Below are 20,889 nucleotides of genomic sequence, written 5' to 3'. Positions count from 1 at the left end.
GCCAAAGGCACCCTATTGATACAACAAGGAGTGTGTATGTCTGTGCAACAGCAGGATCCCCGTCATGATCCTAACCGCGTGATCCGTGCCCCGCGCGGTACCGAGCTGACCGCCAAGAGCTGGCTCACCGAGGCGCCGCTGCGGATGCTGATGAACAATCTGGATCCCGAGGTGGCCGAGCATCCCCAGTCGCTGGTGGTCTATGGCGGGATTGGCCGCGCCGCCCGCAACTGGACCTGCTTCGACAAGATCGTCGAGGTGCTGACCCGGCTCGAGGAGGATCAGACCCTGCTGGTGCAATCCGGCAAGCCGGTCGGGGTGTTCCAGACCCACAAGGACGCGCCGCGGGTGCTGATCGCCAACTCCAATCTGGTGCCGCACTGGGCCAATTGGGAGCACTTCAACGAGCTCGATAAGAAGGGTTTGATGATGTACGGCCAGATGACCGCGGGCTCCTGGATCTACATAGGTACTCAGGGGATAGTGCAGGGCACTTACGAGACCTTCTTCGCGGTGGCCAACCAGCACTTCAACGGCTCGCCTGCGGGCCGCTGGATCCTCACCGGTGGTCTCGGCGGCATGGGTGGCGCCCAGCCGCTGGCCGCCACCATGGCAGGCTTCTCGATGATCGCCGTGGAGTGCGACGAGACCCGCATCGATTTTCGTCTGCGCACCCGTTATGTGGACAAGAAGGCCCACAGCCTGGATGAAGCGCTGGCCATGGTCGAAGAGGCCAAGCAGAGCGGCATCGCCGTCTCCGTCGGCCTGCTCGGCAACGCCGCCGACGTCTTCGCCGAGCTGGTGGCCCGAGGTATCACACCGGATGTGGTGACCGACCAGACCTCCGCCCACGACCCGGTGCACGGCTACCTGCCGCAGGGCTGGAGCGTGGCCAAGTGGCGCGAGCTGCAGCAGAGCGCGCCCCAGGAGGTGAACGTCGCCGCCCGCCGCTCCATGGCCCGTCAGGTGGAGGCGATGTTGACCCTGCAAGAGCGCGGCGCGGCGACTCTGGATTACGGCAACAACATCCGTCAGATGGCGCTTGAGGAGGGGGTTGCGAACGCCTTCGACTTCCCCGGCTTCGTCCCCGCCTATATCCGCCCGCTGTTCTGCGAGGGGATTGGCCCGTTCCGCTGGGTGGCCCTCTCTGGCGATCCGGAAGATATCTACAAGACAGATCAGAAGGTGAAAGAGCTGATCCCCGATGATCCTCACCTGCACAACTGGCTCGACATGGCCCGCGAGCGCATCGCGTTTCAGGGACTGCCGGCGCGGATCTGCTGGGTCGGGGTCAAGGATCGGGTACGGCTCGGTCTGGCCTTCAACGAGATGGTGAAAAACGGCGAGCTGAAAGCCCCCATCGTCATCGGTCGCGACCATCTGGATTCCGGCTCGGTGGCGAGCCCGAACCGCGAGACCGAGTCGATGATGGATGGCTCCGATGCCGTCTCCGACTGGCCGCTGCTCAACGCCCTGCTCAACACCGCCGGTGGCGCGACCTGGGTGTCGCTGCACCACGGCGGCGGGGTCGGCATGGGCTTCTCCCAGCACTCCGGCGTGGTGATCGTCTGCGACGGCTCCGATGACGCTGCCAAGCGGGTCGGTCGGGTGCTGCGCAACGACCCGGCCACCGGTGTGATGCGCCATGCCGATGCCGGCTACGAGATTGCCATCAACTGTGCTCATGAGGCGAAACTGGATCTGCCGATGATTGACGGCGCCAACGGTGTCAAAGGAAAGGTGTAACACCATGTTTGAATTGACTATTACTCCGGGTGAGCTGGATCTTGCTACCCTGCGCCGCGTCAGCCGCGAGCCGGTACATGTTTCACTGGATCCGGCCGCGCTGCCGGGGATCCACGCCTCAGCTGCTGTGGTTACCAAGGTGATCGAGCAGAACCGGGTGGTGTATGGCATCAACACCGGCTTTGGCCTGTTGGCCAACACCCGCATTCCGGTGGAGCAGCTGGACGAGCTTCAGCGCTCCATCGTGCTTTCCCACGCGGCAGGGATTGGCGAGTACATGGATGACGCTACCGTGCGGCTGATGATGGTGCTCAAGCTCAACTCGCTGGCGCGCGGCTTCTCCGGCATCCGGCTGACGGTGCTTGAGGCCTTGATGACCCTCATCAACGCTGAAGTCTATCCGGTTGTGCCGAAGAAGGGATCCGTCGGTGCCTCCGGTGATCTGGCGCCGCTGGCTCATATGAGCTGCCTGCTGATCGGTGAAGGCAAGGCCCGTCACAAGGGCGAGCTGATCGACGCCGCCACGGCGCTGAAAATTGCCGGGCTGGAGCCCATCGCGCTGGCGCCGAAAGAGGGGCTGGCGCTGCTCAACGGCACTCAGGCGAGCACCGCCTTTGCGCTGGAAGGGCTGTTCCATGCCGAGGATCTCTACGCCGGTGCCATCACCATAGGCGCCATGAGTGTGGAGGCCGCCCTTGGCAGCCGCCGGCCGTTTGATGCCCGCATCCACGAAGTGCGAGGTCAGCGCGGCCAGATCGACGCGGCCGCCTGCTATCGCCACCTGCTGGTGGATGGCAGCGAGATCGGTATGTCCCATCACAACTGCGAGAAGGTGCAGGATCCCTACTCATTGCGCTGCCAGCCGCAAGTGATGGGGGCTTGCCTGACCCAGATCCGCCACGCTGCCGAGGTGCTGGTGTGTGAGGCCAACGCGGTCTCCGACAACCCGCTGGTGTTTGCCGATGACGAGGAGATCCTCTCCGGCGGCAACTTCCACGCAGAACCCGTGGCCTTCGCCGCCGACAACCTGGCGCTGGCCATCGCCGAGATTGGGTCGCTGTCCGAGCGGCGCATGGCGCTGTTGATCGACTCGCGGATGTCCGGTTTGCCGGCGTTTCTGGTCAACAACGGCGGGGTGAATTCGGGCTTTATGATCGCTCAGGTCACCTCGGCGGCGCTAGCCTCTGAGAACAAGACCCTGGCCCATCCCGCCTCGGTGGATAGTTTGCCCACTTCCGCCAATCAGGAGGATCACGTCTCCATGGCGACCTTCGCCGGTCGTCGATTGGCTGACATGGCGGAGAATACCCGCGGCATTCTGGCAGTCGAACTGCTGGCGGCGGCACAGGGGCTCGATTTCCGCGCGCCGCTGCGCAGTACCGAGCTGATCGAGCTGGCCAAGGGACGACTGCGGGCAGAGGTGAGCTTCTACGACAAGGACAGGTACTTCGCGCCGGATATCGAAGCGGCCGCCGCCCTGCTGGGCCGTGCCAGCTACAACGACCTGATCCCGGCCGGGGTGCTGCCCAGCCTGTAAGCCTTGATCACCCTTCTCCCCTGGCGGGAGAAGGGTGGGGGATGAGGGGGAAGCCGCTTCACAGGCGCCGGTGAGAGCCGGGAGCAGATGACAAAAGACCGCCCAATCGGGCGGTCTTTGCGTGTCTGACGTTGGTTGAACGCGGTTATTCGTGTTCGAACATCAGGAACAGATAAACCACGAACAACACCAGATGGGTCGCTCCATGGAGCACATTGGTGCGGCCGCTGCTGAAGGTCACTTTACAGACCATCAGGGTCGTGACCAGCAGCACCATATCGGCGGGGGAGAGGCCGAGGCGTACCTCCTGATCCAGCATGGAGCCGATAAAGAGCACGGCAGGCACGGTGAGGGCGATGGTGGCCAGCACAGAGCCGAAGTAGAGGTTCATTGCCCGCTGCAACTGGTTGTTGAAGGCGGCTTTGATGGCGCCGACTGCTTCGGGGGCCAGCACGATGCAGGCCACGATAAAGCCGCCCAGTGCGGCGGGTGCTTCCATCACATGCACCCCGTAGTTGATGGGGATGGCCAGGGTCTTGGCCAGCAGGATTACCACCAGCAGGTAGGCGAGCAGCAGGATGGTGTGATAGACGTTGCTCTGCAGCGGGCCGTGGTGCTCCTCGTAATCCTCGTGATCGCTGTCGACGAAGAAGTGGCTGTGGCTGCGGGTCTGGATCAGCAGAAAGACCCCGTAGAGCAGGATCGAGATGATGATCAGCATCCACGACATGGCGCGCGACATACTGCCGATTGCACCGCCCTCGGTGAAGTTGGGCAGCACCAGACAGAGCAGGGCCAGCGGGATGATGGCCACCAGATAGGATTTGACCCCGTCCAGATTGAAGCTCTGGGTGTGGTAGCGCCAGCCGCCAAACAGCAGGGTGAAGCCCACCAGACCGGTACTCACCAGCATCACTACCGCAAACATGGTATCGCGGGCCATGGTGGGGTTGGGCTCGCCGGTCAGCATCACCGAGGAGATCATCACCACCTCCAGCGAGATGACCGAGAGGGTGAGGATCAGGGTGCCGAAGGGCTCGCCCAGCTTGATGGCGAGGGCATCGGAGTGGCGCACCACCGAGAAGATGGCCCAGGTGACGATGGCCAGTAGTGCCGCCGAAACAGGAAGATAGATCCCGAGCGGAGTTGTCTCTGTCAGCAGGTCACTGCCCAGGGTCTTGAAAAAGAGCAGGGTCAGCAGGCCAACGGGCAGGGCAATCTCTTGCCGGATAACTGTCTTCATAGGCAATGGTTCTCTATTGGGGGTCTTGACGACCGGATGACATAAACAGGTTGCTCGGTTATCGGTTGCGCAATAACCGGCTCCTTATGATAAAGGTTGTTATCCCCGTCAGGGCAGATCATTTTGTTGCTGAATGTAAATAAGGGGTGGCAGGAGCCGCTTCGATTTCACCATGGAGCCGGACCTGGGTCTGCAGGGGGATTTACCCGCCTGATGGCTGGGCTGGGCTGGGTTACGGCGCTACCGCCAGCATCAACCTGATGATGTCGAGCCGCAGGCCAAACTGTTTCGCGGCCAGATCCTGCCATCTCTGTGTTAGCTGGCCTTCTGGTGTTGCGACTGCCACTCCCGTTGCCAGTGGGTCAGTGTCTTCAGCGGCATGGGTTTGCCGAAGAAGTAGCCCTGGATCAGATAGACGCCGTGCTGGCTCAGATAGTCGACCTGCAGCTGGCTCTCGACCCCTTCGGCGATCATCTCCATGCCCGATTCCCGACCGAAGACGATGATGGCATCCAGTACGCTGCGCTTGAGGTCGTTGGTGCCTATGGTATCGACGAACATCTTGTCGATCTTGATCTGGCGGATCCCTAGGCTCTGCAGGTAGGCAAAGCCGCCGTAGCCGGTACCAAAATCATCCAGCTTGAAGTGATACCCCATCTGTTGCAGCAGGGTGATCTCCTCGGTGGCCGCCTTGATGTCGAGGATCGGCTTGCGCTCCGTCAGCTCGAAGGTGAGCCGGGTGGGTGAGGGGTTTTGGCTGTGAGCGAGCAAGGTGCGCAGCAGGGGCTGCTCGATATGGGCCGCCACCAGATTGACGCTGACCCACTGCTCCGGTGCCAGCTGCGGCAGGTCAGTGATCACCTGCTCCAGCAACTGTTCGGTCATCGGCAGGATCAGTCCCTGCTCCTCTGCATATTCGATAAAGGTGCCCGGGGGGATCAGCTCGTTTCCCCGCTGCCAGCGCAGCAGCGCCTCGAATCCCACCACTTGGTGGGTACGGGCATCCACTATCGGCTGGTACAGGGGAATAAATTCCCTGCGTATCAATCCTGTTTGCAGCAGTCCCTTGAGGGAGCGCCGATAGCTGCGCAGCAGCCAGTATGTGACGCTTAACAGGGCGCCGAGCGCGATACCGAACCAGAGACCGTAGTGATTGAGTTGGTCATGGGCATATTGCTCCAGCGCTTTTCCCGCCCAGACCGTCTGTTTGGTGAGTTCATTGGGATCGAAGAAACTGAGGCTGATATTGCTCTCTTCCTGTTTGATCTCCTTGTCGCCACGGGGAAAGTGGACTGTGCTTGCATCGTTATCCTGTCGGCTGAACTCCAGATAGAAGCAGTGGCTGCAGGGGTGTTGCAGCAGGTCGTGGCTCCAGCTGTTATCCAGCACCCAGTAGGCGAGGTTGCCGCCGGATCGGTAAAAGGCCACCAGCTCCTGCTCGGTATTATATTTGGCCACGGTGGCGGTGATCCCCAGCTTGCCAAACTTCTGCCCGCTGTTCTGGAGCTCTTTGATCAGCGGGATCTCCACCCCCAGGCTGGAGCAGCTGTTGCCGGAGGCGAGCTCCAGCCCTTGCAGGCGGATATGAGCGCTGTAGAAGCGCGGATCGCGCAGCAGCTCCATGTCTTTGGCGCCGCAGTTGAACTCAAATTGTGCCAGTTGTTTGTTGATGGCGGCATCCAGCTCCCGGTGGCGTACGGCCATGGCTCCCTTGAGCTCGACAACCTTCTCTTCCAGCAGATGAAAGGCCATCGGCTTGGCAAACCACAGGCCGAGAAACTGGCTGCCCACGACAGGCAGGACGAACAGCAACAGAGCGATCCAGACGGGTGATTTACGCAAAGGAAGTACCTGCCAGTTTCATGAGACACAAATGGACTTAGCCATCATAGAGCATTAGTGCAATCAATTTGAGTCCGAGTTGTCACACTTGTTGATTTATTTTTTAACTACATGATTTTAAATGTGTTTATTATTAACTTTGGCTAGATTCAATCGCTGACCTGTCATAAATGACAATTGCTCAGCTTATCCGAACTGCATTAGAGTAGCCCTGCGGTTTGACTCACCGTGTGTTCAATACTCCTGTATCTGTTTTTTGTCAGTAGCACAGAGTGTTAGTTTTGATATGAGTGTTCCTTTTGGTCCCCTTTGAGGGACCATTTTTCTGTCTGTCATCCCGCCCTTTCCCGCGTCTGTAGCCCGTCATCCTTGGTATTCTCCCTCTGCTTTGGGTTATGCTTGCCCGCTTAAATTGCAGAAGCGGGATCTTCATCCATAGCTGTGGCCCGATCGCCGCTGCTACCATGAGGCGACATGGATGATGCTGGGCATACGGAAAGGCGCATGAAACTCACTACACAGCTTGTCTCATTTATCACCCTTTGCGTGATCGCAGCCATGGCGACCGTGCTGATTGGCGGGGTGTTCAGCTTTCGCGAGCTGGGCATGGAGTTGCAGCAAAAGAAGGTCGATGCGCTGGTCGAAGTGATCGACAAGCAGCTTGATGTTGCTCACGACATGGAGGATATGAGCCACTGGTTGCCTACCCTGCTGCGGGCTGCCCATGTGGTAGAGCTGGAGGTGCGCCAGAATAACCAGCGAGTCTACTGGTTCCGCGATGTGCGCAATCCGGTCGACGAACAGCTGCTGGTGCCATACAGCCACCCGCTGCCCCATCAGGCCGGCATGCAGGCCAACTTCAAACTGGAGCGCCCTTTCAAGGAGGCGGAGTACTCCATCAAGGCGATGTCCGGCATCTCGCTGGGGATCTTTATCGTGGTGTTCGGTCTCTGGTACTCCATCCGCTGGCTGCGCCAGCAGTTGCGCGGGGCCGAGCTGCTGGGCATTCGCGCCCAGCTGATCCTCGATGACAAGCTCTCCAAACTGAGTCATGACCCCGCCGAAGAGTGGCCGGTGGCCGCCAGTCAGGCCCTCGATCATCTGCTCGCCGAGCTGGCGGATGCCCGCAAGGAGCGCAGCCGCTTCGACAACTTCATTCGCAGCAACGCCTTCGTCGACAAGATGACCGGCATCGGCAACCGGCTGTTTTTCGACAACCGGCTGGAGAGCGCCATCATGGAGGCGAGCGTGATGAGCGGCGGCGTGCTGCTGATCGATCTCGCCTGTCTGGAGGAGCTGGAGGCCGATCAGTTCGAGCTGCTGGGGCACGATTTGATGATGGAGGCGAGCGCCACCATAGGTGCCTTCGTGCGCAAGCATAACGGCGCCCTGCAGGCCCGCTACGCCGGTCAGGTTTTTGCGGTGTTGCTGCCCAATATGTCCGAGAGCGAGATGGTGGATAGCGCCAGCCAGCTGCTCAAGAGCCTGCAACGGCTGCATTGGCCGCAGGAGGTCAACCCGGAGACTGCGGTCTATCTCGGCGCCGTCTGTTATCAGGCAGAAGACAGCCTGCTCAAGGTGCAGGAGGAGGCGGAGCTGGCCCTCAAGAGCGCCCGTCTGCAAGGGCACAACGGCTGGTTCCTCTACGAGAAGCAGCTGGATGAGGAGCAGAGCAGCAAGGGCACGGTACGCTGGCGCACCCTGATCAGCCGTCGTCTCGAAGAGCACGGCATCGAATTTTACACCCAGCCGATCCAGCAGGATCGGGGGCAGGTGGTGCTGCAGCAGGAGTTACTCACCTATCTGCACGACGAGCAGGGGCGTGCCCTGCAGGCGGGTATTTTCATGCCGATGGCGGAGAAGGTGGGCTTGTTGCTGCAACTGGATCGGCTGGTGGCGGAGCAGACCCTCGCCCTGCTGCGCCAGCGCTCCGAGCAGAGCTGCCCCATCAGCCTGACCCTCAGTGCCCAGAGCCTGCTCAACCGCGAGTTCCAGCGCTGGCTTTTCTTCGCCCTGTTCCAGCTGCCGCGCAGCACCAACGAGCGGTTGATCCTGCAACTCTCCGAATCCCAGGTGACCCGCCACTTCGAGGCGCTCAAGCGGCCGCTGCGCTCCCTGCGGATGCTGGGCTGCCAGCTGGCCATCGATCATGCCGGTCAGGATGTGGTGAGCACCCAGTACATCAAGGAGTTCGAGATCAACTTCCTCAAGCTGCACCCCAGCCTGGTGCGGGAGATCCATGCCCGTCAGGTCAACCAGATGGCGGTACGCAGTCTGGTCGGCGGCTGCGCCAATACCCGCACCCGGGTGCTGGCAGTGGGGGTGGAGAGTGGCGACGAGTGGAAGATGCTGCGCCACCTCGGGGTGCATGCCGGGCAGGGCCCCTGGTTTGCCGAGCCCCAGCGGCTGGTGCTGGAACCGGCTGGTGATTGAGATAAACAACAGAGGGTCGCCTTGGGGCGACCCTCTGTTGTTTGCGGTGCTGTTTGCGGTTGCCGTCAGGCAGGGATTACAGTCGGCCCTGCTCCCGCAGCCCGGCGAGCCCTTGCATGCCGCCAGTGTGGATAAAGATGATTCTGCTGCCGGGGGCGATACGGCCCGCCGCCAGTTCGCGAAACAGACCCCACATCGCCTTGCCGCTGTAGATAGGCTCAAGGGGCAGATCGGTCGTGGCGCTGAAATTCTGCACCCACTGCCAGAGGTCCGGGCTGAACTTGGCATAGCCACCATCGTGGTGATCGAGCGCGATGCGCCAGCCGGGGATATTGGCAGCCGCAGGATGGAGGCGACACACCTCGTCAGCGATAAAGCCGCCACCTTTCAGTACCGCAATGGCGAGGATCTGCTCCCGATCCCGTTTGCCGGCGATCAGGCCCGCCAGAGTGCCGCCGCTGGCGCAGGGCAGTACCCAGAGATCCGGCGAGAAGAGCACTTCGCCGACCAGTTCCGCCACCCCGGGGATGGCCAGCGGGCTGCTACCCCCTTCCGGCACGATCAGGGTATCGGGGGCATCGAATTGGGCCAGCCAGCCGGGATCCTGCCGTCGCCGGTAACTCTGGCGGTCGACAAAAACGAGATCCATGCCCCAGTGCCGGGCATCCCGCAGGGTAGAGTTACTGACTGCGTCATATTCGCCCCGTATGATACCGGTAGTACGAAGACCAGATTGGCACCCCGCTGCCGCCAGCGCGTGGATATGATTGGAGTAGGCGCCGCCAAACGAGAGCAGATGCCGTTTGCCGTGCTCTTTGGCATGCAGCAGGTGGTACTTGAGCTTGCGCCACTTGTTGCCGGAGATGGCCGGATGGATCAGGTCATCCCGCTTGCACCACAGCTCGACGCCATAGCGGGTCAGCAACGGATGGTGGAGGCGTTGCAGGGGGGAAGGGAGGATGGCTTGACCCTCTGACTCGGCGGAAAGGTTGGCTTGCAATGGTGAGTCCGTCTTTTAATCTGGAGGCTAATCTGCTGTTTATGTTAATATTTCATACATTTAATCACTATTGATGGGCGGGCTTACATGAAACAACTGTTCAGACGGTCGACGCCAAGCCGCCAGGTCGGGCTCTTGCTGGCCAATGACAGGATCATGCTGGCTGCGGTGGGGAATCCCCCCGTCTTCGCGACGCGCACCATCAACGGCCCACAGGAGTGGGCAGTGGCCATGAACGAGCTGTTCAGCCGTCATGGGCTGGCCAAGTCTAAAGTGCGGGTGGCCCTCGCCGCCAGCCTTTATCAACAGATCCAGATCGACAAGCCTGCCGTGCCTGACGCCGAGATGGCGGGGGCGCTCCCCTGGGCCATCAAGGATTATGTCAGCGAACCCGTGCTGCAACTGGCGATGGATTATGTGGACTTGCCCACCCCGCCTGCCGGTCGCCCTCGCATCAATGTGATTTGCTTGCCCAAGAGCCGGGTTCAACAGCTGGCCGATGCCATCAATGGCATCGCTACCCTGCAATCCATCATCAGCGACGAATTGGCGCTCACCTCTCTCTATGACGCGGATGACACGGTGCGCATGCTGCTGTGGCAGCCCAAGGGGCAGGATCTGCAACTGCTGGTCTTCCATCAGGGCGGGCTCTGCTTTTCTCGCCAGCTGCGCGGTTTTACCAGCCTGACTGGCGAACATGAACCGGACAGTATGTTGCTCGATTCGCTGGCGCTGGAGATCCAGCGCTCCCTCGACTATCTGGCGGGCCAGCTGAAGTTGCCCGAGCTGGGGCAGATGCAGTTTGCCGTCGCCTCGCCCTTTATCGGTACCCTGGTGCGCCACATGGAGCAGACCTTCGGCTTTGCCGTCTCGGCCATGGCCAACAAGGGGGTGCTGGCTGGCGTCGAATACCTCTCGGCCTATGCCGCCGCCATCGGGGAGGATGCGTGATGAAACGTCAGATAAACCTCTATGGCGCCGAGTTTCGTCCCAAACGGCAGTGGGCCAGCCTCAATCAGATGGCGCTGGTATGGGGCTTTGCGCTGCTGCTGATCCTGTTGACGGGGGTCGGTTACAGCTGGCAGCAGCAGCAGGTCAGCCGGGCGCTGGCGCAGCGCTCTGCCGAGCTGGAACTCAAACGCAGTGAGGCGCAGCGGCTCGATGCCGAGCTGGCGCGCCATCAGGCTGATCCCCGGTTGCAACAGCAACTGGTCAACAAGCAGGATGAGCTGACGGCCAAGCAGGGGCTGATGCGCCAATTGGGCAGCCTGACCCTGCAAAAATCCCAGGGCTACGCCAGCGTGATGGCGGATCTCTCCCGCATTCGCAACAGCAACCTCTCGTTGCAGCGCATCGAGATCAACGAAGGGCGGATCAACCTCTCCGGCTTTGCCGGACGCAGTCAGGATGTGCCGGCTTGGGTCAACCGCTTCAAGCAGACCCCGAGTCTGGTAGGCAAGGAGTTTGGTGAACTGACCCTCGGCCGTGACAAGGAGGGTCGCCTGACCTTCCAGTTGAGCGGCATTGCGCGGGAGAAACCCTGATGAACCTGAAAACACAATGGCAGGCATGGGGCCAGCGTATCGCCGTGTTGAGCCAGCGAGAGCGGGTGTTGATCCTGCTGACTGGTCTGGTGCTGCTGGGCGCGGCCGGACTCTACGGCTGGCTCGATGGCGCCGATACTCGCCTGCAGCAGGATCGCATGGCCCTGAGCGCCGCCGAGCGCGACCTCGAGATCATGGAGCTGGAAAACCTCGGCAAACAGGCCCGGCTCAAGCGGGATCCCAATCAGGGAGTTCGCGACCAGCTGGTGCAGGTCGAGGCGGATCTGGCCCGGATCGACGATGAGCTCAAGGCCCAGACCGTCGATCTGATCCCGGCGCACGAGATGCCGCTGGTGCTGGAGGCGCTGCTCTCCCGCTCCGCCAACCTTCACATGCTGGCCCTCAGTTCGCTGGAGCCGACCCCGCTGATGGCGGGGGAGCAGAAGGTCAATCTCTACAAGCATGGTATCCGGCTTCAGCTTGAAGGCGGCTATTTCGATGTGTATCAATATCTTAAAGCGCTGGAAGCCTTGCCGCGTCACTTCTACTGGAAGCAGTTCGACTATCAGGTCAAAGCCTATCCCGGCGCGGTGGTGGAGATGGAGATCTACACCCTGAGTACCAGCAAGGAGTTTATCCGTGGCTAGAGTGTTTGCGTTGTGCTGTTGCCTGTTCAGCTTGCTGGTACAGGCGGAGCAGGTCGAAGTATTGCAGGATCCCACCGCGCCGCTGGTGGATGTGGCGGTTGGCGCCCGTGCGACCGGCGAGAGCAGCGCCGGTTTGCCGAAGCTGCAGAGTGTGGTGCTGGGCAATGGCCCGGCACTGGCGGTACTCAATGGCAAGAGTTATCGGGTCGGACAACAGGTGGACGGCTATACGCTGGTGGCCATCAATGCCGATGCCGTGGTGCTGGAAAAGGCGGGAAAACGCCATGCGGTAACACTGTTTGCCAGCAAGATCCGGGTTTGAGTCGTGCTTGCCTCTCGAGAGGTGAATCGGCTTTATCGAGTTTAATTGCAAGTCAGGGTGCCCTAATTACATGAAAAAACACCGTCTCTGTCTGATCACCGTGGCCATGATGGCTGCAGGCTGTACCACGTATCAGCACCCCGAGCCGACCCAGGCGAAGGATGCTCTCAAACAGGCCATGAACGAACAGCAGAAACAGGCTGCCCCTCTGACCGCGTTGCCCAAATCGGTGCAAAGTGAATTGCTGCAGCTGAACCGGCCGCAGATGCCGGTCGGCATGCCGGAGAAGCGGCTGCGTATCGCGGCTCACGATGTGGAGGCGGTGGAGTTTTTCGGTTCCCTGTTCAAGGGCTCCCGCTACAGCGTGGCGGTTCACCCCGGGGTGGCCGGGCTGGTCTCCGTCGAGCTCAAGGATGTGACTCTGCCAGAGGTGCTGGCGGTGGTGGGCGACATGTACGGCTTCGACGTGCAGCGCAAGGGCAATGTCTTCCATATCTATCCGGCGGGTCTGCGTACCGAAACCATCCCGGTCAACTACCTGATGATGTCCCGTCGTGGCCTCTCCCGCACCTCGGTCAGCACCGGCGGGGTGACGGCCAATGACAGCAATAACAGCAGCGACAGCAGTTTTGACAGTGCATCGAACAACAACAGCACCAATAACTCCTCCGGCAACAACTCGAACGGCGACAGCAGCAATGGCACCCGTATCGAGACCGATACCAACAGCGACTACTGGACCGATCTGCGCGACTCCCTGCAGACCCTGATTGGCACGGGTGATGGTCGTGCGGTGATCACCAGCCCGCAGGCGGGTCTGGTCACCATTCGCGCCTACCCGAAAGAGCTCAAGGCTGTGCGTGAATTCCTGAATCAATCCGATAGTCACCTCAAGCGGCAGGTGGTGCTGGAGGCGCGGATCATTGAAGTTGCCCTCAACGAAGGGTATGAGCAAGGAGTGGACTGGAGCGGTCTCTCCGCCAGCTGGGATGGCAACAAGGGGATTACCGGTGGCGGTTCACTGGCCAATACCCAGTTACCCACCACCCCTAATCAGATCTTCACTGCACTGGGTGGCGGCGCCGGTTTCAAGGTCTCTGACGGCAACTTCAATGTAGCGGTCAACCTGCTCAAGACTCAGGGCGATGTGAATACCCTCTCCAGCCCCCGTGTCACCGCGACCAACAACCAGAAGGCGGTGATCAAGGTGGGGACGGACGAATATTTCGTCACCAATGCATCGACAACAACCGTGAGCACGACGAGCGGTGATCGAACAACTCCCAATGTAGAGTTGACCCCTTTCTTCTCAGGTATTTCTTTGGATGTAACACCACAGATCGATGAAGAGGGGAAGGTGCTGCTGCATATCCATCCCTCCGTTATCGATACTGAAGAGCAAACCAAGACCATAAAGGTGACAGACAGCGATACGCTGGTGTTGCCGTTGGCGAAAAGCTCCATTCGAGAGTCCGATACCGTGGTGCAGGCCAATAACGGTGACATTATCGTTATCGGCGGCCTGATGAAGACCGACAAGCAGGAGATCGTCAGCAAGGTGCCGCTGCTGGGGGATATTCCCTGGGTGGGTGAAGCCTTTACCAACCGCCGCGAGAGCACCAAGAAGGTGGAGCTGGTGATCATGCTCAAACCGACCGTGGTGGAGAAAGATACCTGGCAAAACGAGCTGCAACGCTCTTCCGAGCTGCTCGACAAGTGGTATCCGGCCAAGGGCTGACCCATGACACCAGATGCGGTCACCCTTATCCCGAACGGCCTGTGCTGCCTTGCCAGCACAGGCTGCTTGCTTGCCGTGGCAGGTGAGGTCTCATGTACCTGACCCACTTCGGCCTGCAGGAGGCACCGTTCAGCCTCACTCCCAATACCGGCTTCTACTACGGCCTGCCGCCTCACGAAGAAGCGCTGCAGGTGCTCAACTGGGCGCTGGCGCAGGGGGAGGGCTTTATCAAGGTGACCGGCGAGGTGGGTACCGGCAAGACCCTGCTCTGCCGCAAGTTGCTCAGTGAGCTGGGTTCGGAAGCGCGTCCGGTGCGGCTTGCCTGGTTGCCCAATCCCCACCTCACTCCGGCCGAACTGCGCATCGCGCTGGCGCTGGAGCTGGGGTTGGCGGTACGGGATCAGAGCGAGCTGGATCTGACCGATCGTATCCATCGTCACCTGATCAGCCTGCACCAGCAGGGCAGTCGGGTGGTGGTGCTGATCGACGAGGCGCAAGCGCTGCCGGACGAGACCCTGGAGGCGATCCGCCTGTTCGGCAATCTCGAGACCGAATCGAGCAAGCTGCTGCAGATCGTGCTGTTCGGCCAGCCGGAGCTGGATGCCAGACTGGCCAAGCCTCATCTGCGCCAACTGCGCCAGCGGATTGGCTTCTCCTACTGCCTGCGGCCGCTGCGTTTTGACGAGACTCGCGCCTATCTGGAGCACAGATTGCAGGTCTCCGGTTACCGCGGGGCACCGCTGTTTGCAGGTCGAGCCATGCGTCTGTTGTGGCGCGCATCGCGAGGGATCCCGAGACTTATCAATATCCTGGCGCAGAAGTGCCTGATGCTGGCCTATGGTCAGGGTGTGCGTCAGATCGATAGCCATCTGGTACGGCTCGCCATTCGCGATACCGACGATGCCAGCCGCTTTGCGCCACGGCGCTGGTGGCCCCTGTTACTGTTGCTGGGGTGCGCCCTGGCTTATGGAGTCTGGCCATGAGTGTCATCAACCAGATGCTGAAAGATCTGGATCGGCGCCAGCAAGGATCCGAAGGTGCTGCCGTCTATATTGCCCCTGCGCGCCAGCAGGGATGGTGGATGTTGCTGCTGACCCTGATCTGCGGTCTGGCACTGGGGATCTTTGGTTGGCGAACCTGGATCTACTGGCAGCAGACCCATATCGTGACGGCTGCCAGTGAAGTGATCGCCCCCGATGTGGTGGCAAGGGCCGCCGCGCCCGTCAGCCAGCCCGAGCCGGTCGAGGTGGCGGCCGCGCTGCCGTTGCCAAGTCAGGACGAGGTGAATGATGAGGCAGGCGAGAGTGACTCGGATAGCATGGCCGACGGTGCGCCCTTTGATGCCTCCAGCGATGTTGACGAGTCCGGGCCGACCGATGAAGAGCTGCAGCCCGAGCTTTACGCCGAACTGGCGGCAGAGCAGCAGGCAGTTGCCAGCGCGCCGCGCAAACCGAGCGTATTGAAGATCGAGACGGTGGTGCTGTCGGCCAAGGAGCTGGCGGCACTGGCGGAGCGCAAGGCGACTACCGCCATGGCCAAGGGAAGCCTGCGGGATGCGCAGGACAACTACTATCAGGTGCTGGCCCACGATCCCTACAATCAGGGAGCGCGCGAGCAGCTGGCGGGGCTGCTCTACGGCGAGGGCCGCCTGACCGAGGCGCGTCAGCTGCTGGAGGAGGGGATCCGGCTCGATCCCCAACAGGCCGATTTTCGTCTGCTGCTGGCCCGCCTTGCCATCAGCGAGGGGCAACAGCAGCAGGCGCTTGGCTGGTTGTCCGGTTATCAGCCGGATCTCGCCAGCAACATGGACTATTACGCGACCTGGGCCGGGCTGACTCAGGAGCTGGGCCAGAATGCCGATGCGGCGGCGCTCTATGTGAAGCTGCTGCGTCAGCAGCCGGATCAGGGCCGCTGGTGGCTTGGCCTCGGCGTGGCCGAGGATGGTCAGGGCCACAGCCAGCGGGCGCTCGATGCCTATCGCAACGCCTTGCTGCACGGCAACCTCGGCGAGGCGTCGACCAACTGGCTGGAACAACGAATTGGTCAACTAACCCCTTGATAAACAGCAGGTTCGATTAGCTAAGCCTAATCGGATGCGGCAACGGGTGTGAAGTAACAGAGATCGGAGCAAACATGGCACAACCCAGACTGAAAATGCGCCTCGGCGACCTGCTGGTACAAGAGCAGATCATCTCTGATGATCAGCTGCAGCTTGCCCTGCAGCAGCAGCGTCAGACCGGCCGCAAGCTGGGCACCACCCTCATCGACCTCGGCTTTATCAGCGAGGTGCAGCTGTTGCAGTTCCTCGCCCGCCAGCTGGATGTGCCCTTCTTCGATCTCAACAACCTCACCATCGACGCCGCCGCGGTGCCGCTGCTGCCCGAAGTGCAGGCGCGCCGTTATCGGGCGCTGGCGGTCAACCTTACCGACGACAAGGTGACGGTGGCCATGTCTGATCCGGCCGATCTGAGCGCACTGGATGCCGTCGCCGCCCTGCTCAGCCCGCGCATCATGGTGCTGGCGGTGGCGCGGGAAGGGCAGCTGCTGGAGTATTTCGACCGCCTCTATCGCCGTACCCGCGAGATTGAGAGTTTCGCCGAACAGTTGCAGGAGGAGTATCAGGACTCCGGCTTTGAGCTGGGCTCCAGTAACCTAGGGGCCAACGACGAGGGGGAGGCAACGGTGGCTAAGCTGCTGCGCTCCCTGTTCGAGGATGCGGTTCAGGTGGGGGCGTCGGATATCCACATCGAACCGGACGAGAAGGTGCTGCGTATTCGCCAGCGGATCGACGGTATCCTCCACGAGAATATCCTCAACGAGGTGCGGATCGCCCAGGCGTTGGTGCTGCGCCTCAAGCTGGTGGCGGGGCTCGATATCTCCGAGAAGCGCTTGCCGCAGGATGGCCGTTTCAACATGAAGGTGCGCGGTCGCGATGTGGACGTGCGGATGTCCACCATGCCGGTGCAGTATGGCGAATCTGTGGTGATGCGTCTGCTCGATCAATCCTCTGGCATCTTGTCGCTGACCGAGACCGGCATGCCGCCGGAGATCCTGACCCGTTTCCGTCGCCAGCTCAAACGCCCGCACGGGATGATCCTGGTGACCGGCCCGACCGGTAGCGGCAAGACCACCACCCTCTATGGCGCCCTCTCCGAGCTCAACCAGTCCAGCAACAAGATCATCACGGTAGAAGACCCGGTGGAGTATCGTCTTTCCCGCGTCAATCAGGTGCAGGTCAACCCCAAGATCGGCCTCACCTTCTCCAACGTGCTGCGCTCCACCCTGCGTCAGGATCCGGACATCCTGCTGGTGGGGGAGATGCGGGACAACGAGACGGTAGAGATCGGTCTGCGTGGCGCCATCACAGGTCACCTGGTGCTGACCACCCTGCACACCAACGATGCGGTGACCAGTGCCTTGCGCCTTATCGACATGGGGGCGCCTGGCTATCTGGTGGCGAGCGCCCTGCGGGCGGTGGTCGCCCAGCGGTTGGTGCGGCGGGTATGTGAGCACTGCGTTGAGGAGAAGGCGCCCGACGAAGGGCAGGCCACCTGGCTCACCGTACTCTCCGGCGAGGCGCCCGGCCAACACACCTATCACAAGGGCCGGGGTTGCCAGAGCTGCAACTTTACCGGTTATTCCGGCCGGATCGGGGTCTACGAGCTGCTGGAGCTGGATCAGCCGATGATGGATGCCCTGCGCCGCAACGATGCGGAAGGGTTCGCCAAGGCGGCCCGTCAACACGAACACTACCGGCCGCTTGCCCTCACAGCCCTCGATTATGCCCGTCAGGGGATCACCTCGGTGGATGAGGTGCTGCGACTGGCCGAGGATTTGGGGTAAGCGATGGCTAACTTTGCCTACAAGGGGCGTGACAGCCAGGGCAACGCGACCAGTGGCGTGGTCGAAGCGGCCAACGAGATGGCGGCCGCCGAACAGCTGATGCGCCGTGGCGTGATGCCTACCGAGCTCAAACCGGGCAAGGCCAAATCCGCTGCCATCGACTGGTCACTGTTGCTGGAAGGGGGCGTCAAGCTGGATGAGCTGGTGATCTTCAGCCGCCAGATGTATGCCCTGACCCGGGCCGGGATCCCGATCCTGCGTGCCATTGCCGGGCTGGAGGAGAGCACTCACAGCAAGCCGCTCAAGCGGGCGCTTCATTCGCTGGGGGAAGATCTCGGCAACGGTCGCCCGCTTTCGAGCTCGATGCAGGCGCACCCCAAGGTATTCAGCAGCCTGTTTGTCGCCATCATCCATGTGGGTGAGAACACTGGTCAGCTGGAAGAGGCCTTCTTGCAGCTCGCCAACTATTTCGAGCTGGAGCTGGAGACTCGCAAGCGGATCAAGACCGCCATGCGCTACCCCAGCTTCGTGATGATCGCCATTGGTATCGCCATGGTGATCCTCAATATCATGGTGATCCCGGTGTTTGCCGGCATGTTCGCCAAATTCGGGGTGGAGTTGCCGCTGGCGACCCGCATTCTGCTTGCCACCTCGCACTTTTTTGTCAACTACTGGTGGCTGCTGCTAGCCATTCTGGCTGGGATGGTGTTCGGTTGGCGCCGCTGGGTCGCCACCACCAAGGGCAAGCTGACCTGGCACCGCTGGCAGCTCAAGTTGCCGATCGTCGGCACCATCATAGAGCGCTCCCTGCTGGCCCGTTTTGCCCGCAGTTTTTCCATGATGCTCAAGGCAGGGGTGCCGCTGAACACGGCGCTGACCCTGGTGGCCGATGCAGTAGATAACGCTTATATGGCGGGGCGGGTACGGGATATGCGCGCCGGTATCGAGCGGGGCGAGAGCCTGCTTCGCACCGCCAGCAGCAGCGGCCTGTTCACTCCGCTGGTGATGCAGATGATCGCCGTGGGGGAGGAGACCGGTCAGGTCGATGACCTGCTGCACGAAGCGGCCGAGTATTACGAGCGGGAGGTGGATTATGACCTCAAGAGTCTCACCGCCCGCATCGAGCCGATCCTGATCGGGATCGTGGCGGTGATGGTACTGATCCTGGCACTGGGTATCTTCACCCCCATGTGGGACATGATGCGCGCAGTTCGCGGCAAGTAACTCGGCATCTTCACGCCTGAGTGGTGGGACATGATGGGAGCTGTAAGAGGCAAGTGATCGGTGGAGTCGAGGGCTGGATGAGCAGACAGACGCAGCAAGATGATCGCTGGCTGACCGGATATCGGCGGATCGCCGTGATCATTCTGCTGATGATGATTGTTGCTACGTTGGTGCGTAGCTATCAGGGCCACCGGGAAGAGGCGCAGCAGCTCACCCTCACTTTACTGGGGGAGCAATTTGCCGAGCGGGCACAGCGTTTGCACGGCATTTGGCTCGATGAACGGCGTCCGCAGACACTGCATGTCGCCGGCAAGGGGTGGCAGTTTGATGCCCGAGGGTGGCCCCTGGGGCTGGTGCCGCTGCAATCCCCTTCGGAAAATTGCCGTCAGTTGTGGCTGGCTCTGATGGGTGAGACGAAGGGGGGCATGCCTCCCCTGCAGGTTCTGGCCCGCCCCGATGGCAATGGCTGCGAGATGGGGTGGGATGGTTATTGGCTGGTTTATCAGTTTTCTGACGGGCGGGTGATGAAAAAGCCTTGAATGAAACTAATCATATGACCCAACTACATGATTTTTTTGGGCCTGCATGAAATAATGTGGGGCATTACGGAGGGAGCATGACAATGAAACCAATGGCACCAACAATGCCGGAAAACGGGATGAGGAGACAGTCTGCCGGCTTTTCCCTCATTGAGCTGGTGATCGTTATCGTGATCCTGGGGATCCTGGCGGTGACTGCACTGCCGCGCTTTCTCGATGTGACTGACGAAGCGAAAAAGGCCAGCGTGGAAGGGGTCTCTGGCGGTTTTGCTACCGGCGTTTCGCTGGTGCGGGCGCAATGGGAGGCGGAAGGTCGCGCCAAACAGGACAGTCTCAATACCGTGTTCTATGACGGTAGTCGCTTCTATCTGACCACACCGACCGAGACCCAGGTCAGCAACGGCGAGCTGTCGCCCGGCTATCCGATGGATACCATTGCAAGCGGTAATCCCGATGTGGATCCGGCCAATCTGACCGCCGAACGTTGTCTCAATATTTGGGAGGGGTTACTGCAAAACCCGCCCAAGGCTACGGCCAGCTTCAATGAAGTGCGCGGTAGCGGCAATGACCTGAAATACTATGCCACAGTAAGCAGTAATGGACTGGATTCGGTCTGCCGTTACTATTTGGTCAATAGTTTGAGTAAGGGCAGTGATGGCAAGTATCAGGATCCGCAAGGCAAGACTGATGCATTTATGAGTTTCAGTTACCGTCCGGCGTCCGGTCAGGTGACCACCAATATTAACTGACAGAGGAAAGTGAAATGAAAAAACAGGCGGGTTTTACCCTGATCGAACTGGTTATCGTGATCATCATTCTGGGTATTCTGGCGGTCACCGCTGCACCCAAGTTCCTGAATCTGCAGGATGATGCTCGTAAGTCTGCTGCACAGGGGGTGCAAGCTGCATTGCAAAGTGCTTCAGGTTTGGTTTACAGCAAAGCGGTACTAAGTGGATATGAGACCAATGCTGGACCGATCTCTATGGCAGCCCCAATCGAAAAAGTTGCTGTAGCATATGGGTATCCGACTGCTGCGACAATCAGTGAAGCGGTGTCCCTGGATGGCTGGCAAGTGTCCGGCGCTGTTTCTAATAACACGATCACTTTTGTACCGAATGGTAAAGGTGATAGCTGTTCTGTGACTTATAAACAAGTGACAGTTTCTAGCGGTACGCCGACTATCAGCTTGGTTGGCTGTAAGTAATTGGACGATGGGAAGGGTGGGAGTCAA

18 protein-coding genes are annotated in these 20,889 nt (G+C 60.6%); 15 read left to right on the top strand and 3 right to left on the bottom strand.

Annotated elements, in window-relative coordinates:
* Positions 1–36 precede the first annotated feature (36 nt).
* Positions 37–1,746: a urocanate hydratase gene (gene hutU / locus ACTG19_RS11135; protein WP_439989083.1), complete on the top strand. Its 1,710-nt coding sequence runs from the start codon at positions 37–39 to the stop codon at positions 1,744–1,746.
* A 4-nt stretch (positions 1,747–1,750) separates the two neighbouring features.
* Positions 1,751–3,283 carry a histidine ammonia-lyase gene (gene hutH, locus ACTG19_RS11130; RefSeq protein ID WP_259584335.1) on the top strand — a complete coding sequence of 511 codons (1,533 nt, stop codon included), beginning with the start codon at positions 1,751–1,753 and terminating at the stop codon, positions 3,281–3,283.
* A 145-nt stretch (positions 3,284–3,428) separates the two neighbouring features.
* On the opposite strand, the gene ACTG19_RS11125 is transcribed toward hutH, so the two are convergent.
* Positions 3,429–4,526, bottom strand: coding sequence for a calcium:proton antiporter (locus ACTG19_RS11125; RefSeq protein ID WP_005348596.1), 1,098 nt, complete (start codon positions 4,524–4,526; stop codon positions 3,429–3,431).
* 315 nt (positions 4,527–4,841) lie between these two features.
* Positions 4,842–6,368, bottom strand: a complete 1,527-nt coding sequence (locus ACTG19_RS11120; protein ID WP_439989082.1) for an EAL domain-containing protein — start codon at positions 6,366–6,368, stop codon at positions 4,842–4,844.
* Positions 6,369–6,872: 504 nt separating this feature from the next.
* Between ACTG19_RS11120 and ACTG19_RS11115 the strand changes: the two genes are divergently transcribed.
* Entirely contained in the window at positions 6,873–8,801 is a 1,929-nt protein-coding gene (locus ACTG19_RS11115) for an EAL domain-containing protein (RefSeq protein ID WP_162504463.1), read from the top strand.
* Positions 8,802–8,877: 76 nt separating this feature from the next.
* On the opposite strand, the gene ACTG19_RS11110 is transcribed toward ACTG19_RS11115, so the two are convergent.
* Positions 8,878–9,801: a 1-aminocyclopropane-1-carboxylate deaminase/D-cysteine desulfhydrase gene (locus tag ACTG19_RS11110; protein ID WP_439989081.1), complete on the bottom strand. Its 924-nt coding sequence runs from the start codon at positions 9,799–9,801 to the stop codon at positions 8,878–8,880.
* Positions 9,802–9,888: 87 nt separating this feature from the next.
* Here ACTG19_RS11110 and ACTG19_RS11105 point away from each other — a divergent pair, with 87 nt between their 5' ends.
* The 12 genes from ACTG19_RS11105 to ACTG19_RS11050 all read left to right on the top strand — a co-directional run bounded on the left by ACTG19_RS11105 (position 9,889) and on the right by ACTG19_RS11050 (position 20,862).
* On the top strand, positions 9,889–10,752 hold the full coding sequence (locus ACTG19_RS11105; RefSeq protein ID WP_439989080.1) for an MSHA biogenesis protein MshI: 864 nt from the start codon (positions 9,889–9,891) through the stop codon (positions 10,750–10,752).
* Positions 10,752–11,345, top strand: coding sequence for a PilN domain-containing protein (locus ACTG19_RS11100; RefSeq protein WP_005348605.1), 594 nt, complete (start codon positions 10,752–10,754; stop codon positions 11,343–11,345). Before ACTG19_RS11105 ends, ACTG19_RS11100 begins: the two co-directional genes overlap by 1 nt.
* Positions 11,345–11,992, top strand: a complete 648-nt coding sequence (locus ACTG19_RS11095; protein WP_204382501.1) for an MSHA biogenesis protein MshJ — start codon at positions 11,345–11,347, stop codon at positions 11,990–11,992. The genes ACTG19_RS11100 and ACTG19_RS11095 overlap by 1 nt, the downstream gene beginning before the upstream one ends.
* Positions 11,985–12,314, top strand: coding sequence for a SctD/MshK family protein (locus ACTG19_RS11090; RefSeq protein WP_236320268.1), 330 nt, complete (start codon positions 11,985–11,987; stop codon positions 12,312–12,314). The genes ACTG19_RS11095 and ACTG19_RS11090 overlap by 8 nt, the downstream gene beginning before the upstream one ends.
* 70 nt (positions 12,315–12,384) lie before the next feature.
* Positions 12,385–14,052 (top strand): pilus (MSHA type) biogenesis protein MshL, encoded by a 1,668-nt coding sequence (gene mshL / locus ACTG19_RS11085; RefSeq protein WP_257687249.1) that lies wholly within the window; start codon positions 12,385–12,387, stop codon positions 14,050–14,052.
* Between the two features lie 92 nt (positions 14,053–14,144).
* The gene (gene mshM / locus ACTG19_RS11080; protein ID WP_193860616.1) at positions 14,145–15,035 is read left to right on the top strand and encodes an MSHA fimbrial biogenesis protein MshM; all 891 of its coding nucleotides are present in this window, start codon (positions 14,145–14,147) and stop codon (positions 15,033–15,035) included.
* A complete protein-coding gene (locus tag ACTG19_RS11075; RefSeq protein ID WP_439989079.1) occupies positions 15,032–16,111 on the top strand; it encodes a tetratricopeptide repeat protein in 1,080 nt (359 codons plus the stop codon). Before mshM ends, ACTG19_RS11075 begins: the two co-directional genes overlap by 4 nt.
* Positions 16,112–16,185: 74 nt before the next feature.
* Entirely contained in the window at positions 16,186–17,895 is a 1,710-nt protein-coding gene (mshE, locus tag ACTG19_RS11070; protein ID WP_005348611.1) for an MSHA fimbrial ATPase MshE, read from the top strand.
* Between the two features lie 3 nt (positions 17,896–17,898).
* A complete protein-coding gene (locus tag ACTG19_RS11065; RefSeq protein WP_069528448.1) occupies positions 17,899–19,119 on the top strand; it encodes a type II secretion system F family protein in 1,221 nt (406 codons plus the stop codon).
* 77 nt (positions 19,120–19,196) lie between these two features.
* Positions 19,197–19,658: a hypothetical protein gene (locus ACTG19_RS11060; RefSeq protein WP_429022718.1), complete on the top strand. Its 462-nt coding sequence runs from the start codon at positions 19,197–19,199 to the stop codon at positions 19,656–19,658.
* 77 nt (positions 19,659–19,735) lie between these two features.
* The gene (locus ACTG19_RS11055) at positions 19,736–20,407 is read left to right on the top strand and encodes a prepilin-type N-terminal cleavage/methylation domain-containing protein (RefSeq protein ID WP_113740381.1); all 672 of its coding nucleotides are present in this window, start codon (positions 19,736–19,738) and stop codon (positions 20,405–20,407) included.
* 14 nt (positions 20,408–20,421) lie between these two features.
* Positions 20,422–20,862, top strand: coding sequence for a prepilin-type N-terminal cleavage/methylation domain-containing protein (locus ACTG19_RS11050; RefSeq protein WP_110304186.1), 441 nt, complete (start codon positions 20,422–20,424; stop codon positions 20,860–20,862).
* Positions 20,863–20,889: the final 27 nt, after the last annotated feature.

Origin of the sequence: Aeromonas sp. 3P (genome assembly GCF_051919745.1) — a bacterium.
GTDB classification, from domain to species: Bacteria; Pseudomonadota; Gammaproteobacteria; order Enterobacterales; family Aeromonadaceae; genus Aeromonas; species Aeromonas veronii.
This window is presented reverse-complemented; position numbering and strand designations above follow the sequence as displayed.